Origin of the sequence: Brevundimonas sp. (assembly GCF_036399195.1) — a bacterium.
In the GTDB taxonomy this organism is placed as follows: Bacteria; Pseudomonadota; Alphaproteobacteria; order Caulobacterales; family Caulobacteraceae; genus Brevundimonas.
On record NZ_DASWNO010000098.1, the window covers coordinates 1 to 5,816 of the forward strand.

General features: G+C 67.6%; 7 protein-coding genes and 1 pseudogene. 4 read left to right on the forward strand and 4 right to left on the reverse strand.

Features of this window, described 5'->3' with window-relative positions:
- On the reverse strand, positions 1 to 1,226 hold a 1,226-nt coding region (locus VGB60_RS04655; protein WP_331037109.1), incomplete at its 3' end, for a TCR/Tet family MFS transporter.
- Between the two features lie 80 nt (positions 1,227 to 1,306).
- Between VGB60_RS04655 and VGB60_RS04660 the strand changes: the two genes are divergently transcribed.
- The 4 genes from VGB60_RS04660 to VGB60_RS04675 all read left to right on the forward strand — a co-directional run bounded on the left by VGB60_RS04660 (position 1,307) and on the right by VGB60_RS04675 (position 4,596).
- Positions 1,307 to 1,699, forward strand: a complete 393-nt coding sequence (locus VGB60_RS04660) for a VOC family protein (RefSeq protein ID WP_331037110.1) — start codon at positions 1,307 to 1,309, stop codon at positions 1,697 to 1,699.
- A 48-nt stretch (positions 1,700 to 1,747) separates the two neighbouring features.
- A complete protein-coding gene (locus VGB60_RS04665; RefSeq protein WP_331037111.1) occupies positions 1,748 to 2,674 on the forward strand; it encodes an ABC transporter ATP-binding protein in 927 nt (308 codons plus the stop codon).
- Positions 2,664 to 3,527 (forward strand): hypothetical protein, encoded by an 864-nt coding sequence (locus tag VGB60_RS04670; RefSeq protein ID WP_331037112.1) that lies wholly within the window; start codon positions 2,664 to 2,666, stop codon positions 3,525 to 3,527. Before VGB60_RS04665 ends, VGB60_RS04670 begins: the two co-directional genes overlap by 11 nt.
- A 130-nt stretch (positions 3,528 to 3,657) precedes the next feature.
- Complete coding sequence (locus VGB60_RS04675) at positions 3,658 to 4,596, forward strand: LpqB family beta-propeller domain-containing protein (protein ID WP_331037113.1); 939 nt, start codon at positions 3,658 to 3,660, stop codon at positions 4,594 to 4,596.
- Between the two features lie 15 nt (positions 4,597 to 4,611).
- Here the strand turns inward: VGB60_RS04675 and VGB60_RS04680 are convergent, their stop codons facing one another.
- From VGB60_RS04680 to VGB60_RS04690, 3 genes and pseudogenes are all read right to left on the reverse strand, one after another.
- A complete protein-coding gene (locus VGB60_RS04680; protein WP_331037114.1) occupies positions 4,612 to 5,076 on the reverse strand; it encodes a GNAT family N-acetyltransferase in 465 nt (154 codons plus the stop codon).
- Positions 5,077 to 5,159: 83 nt separating this feature from the next.
- Entirely contained in the window at positions 5,160 to 5,579 is a 420-nt protein-coding gene (gene rplQ / locus VGB60_RS04685) for a 50S ribosomal protein L17 (RefSeq protein WP_331037115.1), read from the reverse strand.
- 105 nt (positions 5,580 to 5,684) lie between these two features.
- Positions 5,685 to 5,816: pseudogene (locus VGB60_RS04690) on the reverse strand (DNA-directed RNA polymerase subunit alpha); the annotation flags it as partial.

Genomic DNA, 5,816 nt, shown 5'->3' on the forward strand with positions numbered 1-5,816 from the left:
CGCCGTTCCGCGCCGCGGCCGACAAGCCAGCCGATCACCGCCCCGGCGAACAGGACCAGGGCCGCGAGATAGAAGGACAGGCCGGGCATCTGGATCAGGGCCCCCTCTCCCACCGATAGCGAATAGACCCAGCCGAAGAACAGCGGCGACATGACGCCCGCGATTGAGGCGACGCTCATGTTCGCGCCCTGCAGCTGGCCCTGCTCGTCCTCGCCGACGCGGCGGGTCATCAACGACTGCAGCGTCGGCATGGCCAGGCCCCAGAGCGCGTTCGGCAGCATGGCGGCGACGAACATCAGCCCGTCTGGGGCCCAGCCCATGGCGGCGATCCCCACCGTGCCGCCGACGAGGCCGAGCACCATGGTCCAGCTGTCGCCCAGCCGCTTGACCACCGGCCCGACCAGCACGCCCTGCACCAGCATGTCCAGCACTCCGACAAGCGCCAGCAGCAGACCGACCTCGCGCGGTCCCCAGCCGTAGCGCCAGGCGGCGTAGAGCACGAACACCGCCGAGAAGACGTGGTGGGCGAAGTAGAGGAGGAAGTTCACGACGGCCAAGCCGCTGAGTTCGGGGTGCCGCTTCAGCAGGATCAGCGATCCGACCGGATTGGCGCGCTTCCAGCTGAACGCCATCCGCTTCTCGGGCGGCAGGCTCTCGGGCAGGACCAGTAGGCCGTAGAGGAAGGCCACGCCGGACAGGGCGGCGGCGAACCAGAACGGCACGCGCGGCCCGAACTCGCCGAGGAAGCCGCCCAGCACCGGGCCGAGCACGAAGCCGGCCGAGAAGGCGGCGCCGATCAGGCCGTAGGCCCGGGCGCGTTTCTCCGGCGCCGTGATGTCGGCCATGTAGGCGTAGACCGTCGTGAAGCTGGACGAGGTGATCCCGGCGATGATCCGGCCGAGCGCCAGCCACCACAGGTCCGGCGCCAGCGCCATCAGCACATAGTCGAGCGACAGTCCGGCGCAGCTGATCAGGATCACCGGGCGGCGGCCGTACTTGTCCGACAGCGAGCCGATGATCGGCGAGCAGATGAACTGCATCCCCGCCCATAGCGCCACGAACACGCCGTTGATGACGCCCGCGCGGGCGTTGGAGCCGACAAAGTCCTCGATCAGCCCCGGCAGCACAGGGATGATGATTCCCATGGCCACGATATCGAGCACCGCCGTCACGAAGATGAAGGCGAGGGCGGCGCGGTGGGAGCGGAGGGAAGACAGGGCGAACATGGGCGGCTCTCGGGGTCGCGCCTTCTAGCGGAACCGTGCCTTTACGTCAGCCCTGAGATAGGAACGGAGCGGAGGCAGACATGACGAACTTCATTCAGGTGACGCCTTTCCTGCATGTCGCGGATCTGCAGGAGGCCTTGGACTTTTTCACCGACATCCTCGGTTTCACCGTGCCGTTCCGGCAGCCGGGATACGCCTACATCCATCGCGAGACGGTCGGGTTTCGCCTGCTGGAGGCCGAGAGCCGCGTGGTCGCGCCGGGCCATCGGCGCTTCGCCTATTATATCGACGTGCGGGATGTGGACGCCCTGTACGCCGAGCTGAAGCCGAAGCTGGACACCCTCCCGCCCGAACATGTGCACGGGCCTGCGGACAAGACCTACGGCCAGAGGGAACTGCTGGTCCTCGCGCCCGACGGCGAATTGATCTGCTTCGGCATGGCCATGCCGCAAGCCGAGGTTGCCAAAGCTTAATCCCGCGACGGGTTGCGCGAACCGGCGGCGCACGGTCAACGTGACCTCATGACAGCCTCCACCGACCACCCCGTGATTCACGTCAGCGGCCTGACCAAGAAATATGGAAGCGTGCGCGCCCTCGACGGGCTGGACCTGAGCATCCCGCGCGGCGGGGTCTATGGCGTGCTGGGGCCGAACGGGGCCGGCAAGTCGACCCTGTTCCGCATCCTGCTGGGCCTGATCCGCGCCACGGACGGTTCGGCCTCGGTGATGGGCGGCGGGGTCGGGGACGTGGCGGCCATGCGGCGCATGGGTTCGATGATCGAGACCCCGCGCTTCCCGCCCTACATGACCGCCCGGCAGGTGCTGCGCTGGCTGGCGCTGGAACACGGCGTGGCGGGCCAGGCCGGCATCGAGGGTTGGCTGGAGCGCGTGGGCCTGACCGAGGCGGCGGACCGCAAGGTGCGCGGCTTCTCGGTTGGGATGATGCAGCGGCTGGGGGTCGCGGGCGCCCTGCTGAGCGAGCCGGAGCTGATCATCCTCGACGAGCCGACCAGCGGCATGGATCCCCCCGGCATTCAGGAGATGCGGGCCCTGATCCGCAGCCTCGCCGACAACGACGGCGTGACCGTGGTGCTGGCCAGCCACCAGTTGCTCGAGGTGCAGCGCGTCTGTGACCGGGTGGCGATCCTCAACAAGGGCAAGCTTGTCCGCGAAGGATCGGTCAGCGAATTGACCGCGGTCGGCGAGCGGCTGCGGCTGTCGGTGACGCCTGTGGCCGAGGCTCTCGCCCTGCTCGGAGACCGCGGACGCGAGGAAGGCGGCGCCGTGCTGGCGAACGTCAGCCGCGCCGAGGGCCCCGAACTGATCCGGGCCTTGGTCCAGCGCGGCGTCGACGTGCTTGAGGCGCGATGGGTCGGCGCCGACCTCGAAGCCATCTTCTTCACCGAGACCGGCGTCGTTCAGACCGTGGAGGCCGACCGTGCTGTTTGACGCCCTGAAGGCCGAAACCTACCGCATCCTGCGCAACCGCATCACGATCCTGTTCAGCGTCGTGCTGGTGCCCCTGCTCTTCGCGGCCGGCAGCATCGCCTATCACATGATCTCGGAAGCCAAGGGCGGCGAGCTGGCGGCCAAGTTGGGCATCGCCGTCGTCTCCAGCCAGCCCGTCAACATCGGGGAGGCCTTCGTGTTGGCCGCCGACAAGGGCGCCAACGGCGCGGTGCTGGTGTTCATGCTGATCGCCGCCGCGACCGTCTACGCCGGGGACTATCGCTGGGAGACCTGGCGACTGATCAGCGCCCGTAACGACCGCACCTCCCTGATCCTCGGCAAGGTCGGCACGATGAAGGTGCTGGCCCTCGCCACCATGGGCCTCTTCCTCGTCGCCAGCGTCGTCTACCTGATCGCGCAGGCCATGATCTACGAGCGGCCGATGAGCTTCTCCCTGGGCGCCGCGGAAGCGGGCGACGCGGTCCTGCTGGCGGTGCTGTCCTTCGTCCGGATCATCCAGTTCGGTCTCGTCGCCCTGCTGACGGCGGTGCTGACCCGCTCGCTGCTGGCCAGCCTGTTCGCCCCCTGGGTGCTCGGCTTCGGACAGTCGATCCTCGGCCAGATGCCGGTGATGATGCTGCTGGGCCTGAAGCCGAGCGACTGGACGTCCCAGCTGATGCTGCCCGGTCTCGCCTACGACACGCTGAAGGGCATGGTCGTGCCGGGCATCACCACCATTCCGGGGGTGGAGAACGCCATGCTCCCGGCTTTGGTGGGTCTCGCCCTCTGGACGCTCGTTCCGCTGGCGCTGGCTATCCTCTGGTTCAAGCGGCAGGATCTGTCGAAGGAATAGGCCGCCGCCCGCCGCGCCGCAGACTTCAGGTGGAGGGGCGAAAAAGGGGTCGCAGCGACAAACCCGCGGGTTGGCACGCTGCACGGCACACTGGATTGCGAGCGGGAATCCCCTGTGCCAGCGTTCGAGGATGTCAGCCTTCATGCACCAGATGGTGGCGCTGGGCGCGGCCTTGGCCAGCCTCGCCCCCGCTCCGTCGGTCGCCTACGACTGCGCCCTGCCTCCTGCGGATGATGTCCTCGCCCCCGGGACGAGCCACCACTATCCGGCATGGTCGCCGGACGGCGCCTGGATCGCTTTCACGGTCAGTTCCGACGCCGCGATCGATGTCTACCGTGTCCGACCGGATGGCACGGGTCTGGAGCGGCTGACGGACGCCCCTTTGGTCGACGCCCATCCCGCTTGGGCGGCGGACGGACAGACGATATTTTTCGACTCGACCCGAGATGGCCACCGAGAAGCCTATGCGATGACGGCCGGCGGCTGCCGCCAGCAAAGCCTGACGAAATCCGCTGGATCTGACGGTCCGGTGGCGCTTTCGCCGGACGGTTCGAGCGCGCTCTGGAACTCGGATCGTGCCGGCCAGGGCGACCAGATCTACCGCGCGAGCGTCACCCGAGCCTCCGACGGGAGCTGGACTCTGGGCCCTGCGCAGCCCCTGACGAGCGGCGCCGGCCCCAACCAGGCGCCCGTGTGGTCGCCGGACGGACGCATGATCCTGTTCGAGTCCCGGCGAGACGGGAATCGAGAGATCTACATCATGAACGGTGACGGCTCAGAGCAGCGCAATCTCACCAATCATCCTGCCCATGACAGTTTGCCGAAATGGTCCCCGGACGGCCGCAGGCTGGTCTTCTTCTCACGGCGAGACGGAGACGATGAAGTCTACGTCATGGCGGCCGACGGGTCGGCTCCGACGCGCCTGACGCAGAGCGCCGGGCCGGACCGCATGCCCGCCTGGTCCCCGGACGCCAGTACGCTGGTTTTCTCATCCGACCGGTCCGGCTCGGGGAGACTCTATTTGATGAGTCCTGACGGGACTAATCTGCGCTCAGTTCTGGCGGACTGAGCGCCCGAACCGTCTTCAGAGACGCTTCTCCATGAACACGTCGGCCCGGACATAGGGGCTAGGCCGCGGCGGCAGATCGACGAAGCCGAAGCTGCGATACAGCGCTCCCGCCGGCTTCAGGGTGCTGCTGGTCTCGAGGTACAGCCGCGGGGCGCCGGCGGCGCGCGCGGCGGTCTCGCAGGCCTGCAGCAGGCGGCGTCCCAGGCCCAGCCCGCGAGCGGCGGGCGAGACCGTCATCTTGGCCACCTCGAAGCCGCCGTCGTCCATCGTCATCAGGGCGCAGCAGCCGACCGCCTGGCCGCCGCGTTCCGCGATGAAGATGCGACCGCCTGCGTTCAGGATCGTGGATTGCGGGTCCTCGATCACCGCGCGGTCCTTGGCCTCTATGGCGAAGCCGCCCTCGGCCAGCCACGCCTCATTCAGCGCCGCCCAAGCCGCGGCGTGGGCGGGCGTAAACGGAATGATCTGCACGTCGCTCATCGCGGCGTTCTGCCTCGTCGGCGAGCAAAGAAAAAGGGCGGCTGGATCAACCAGCCGCCCTTCAATGCTTGATGAGCCGAGGCTTACGCCTCGTCGTCGCCCTCGACGGCGTAGACCGGGCCCGAATCCAGACCCTTGGCGTCGGAGTCGCGGTCGACGAACTCAATCACGGCCATGGCGGCGTTGTCGCCGTGGCGGTAGCCGGCCTTCATGATGCGGATGTAGCCGCCGTTGCGGTCGGCGTAGCGCGGGCCGATCGTCTCGAACAGCTTGCCGACCTGCGGCACGTCGCGAACCTGGCTGATGGCCTGACGACGCGCATGCAGGTCGCCCTTCTTGGCCAGCGTGACCAGCTTCTCGACGAAGGGACGCAGTTCCTTGGCCTTGGGCAGCGTGGTCGTGATCTGCTCGTGCTTGATCAGCGACGCAGCCATGTTGGCGAACATGGCGGTCCGGTGTGCGCTCGTACGACCGAGCTTGCGATAGGCGGCGCCGTGGCGCATCGGGGTCTCTCCTACTCAACCCCGGTTTCCGCGCTCTGACGGACCTTGGGCTTGTCATTCTAACCGCTCCGCGACCCGCTCGGGATCAAGGGCGGAGGGTTGAAACTAGATCTGGTCGTCGAACTTCTTGGCCAGGTCTTCGATGTTTTCGGGCGGCCAGTTCGGCACGTCCATGCCGAGGCTGAGGCCCATCGTCGTCAGGACTTCCTTGATCTCGTTCAGCGACTTGCGGCCGAA

Coding starts and splice junctions, on each gene's coding strand:
- VGB60_RS04665 (WP_331037111.1), top strand. CDS start 1,748: ATGACAGCCTCCACCGACCACCCCGTGATTCACGTCAGCGGCCTGACC.
- VGB60_RS04675 (WP_331037113.1), top strand. CDS start 3,658: ATGTCAGCCTTCATGCACCAGATGGTGGCGCTGGGCGCGGCCTTGGCC.
- VGB60_RS04680 (WP_331037114.1), bottom strand. CDS start 5,076: ATGAGCGACGTGCAGATCATTCCGTTTACGCCCGCCCACGCCGCGGCT.
- rplQ (WP_331037115.1), bottom strand. CDS start 5,579: ATGCGCCACGGCGCCGCCTATCGCAAGCTCGGTCGTACGAGCGCACAC.
- VGB60_RS04660 (WP_331037110.1), top strand. CDS start 1,307: ATGACGAACTTCATTCAGGTGACGCCTTTCCTGCATGTCGCGGATCTG.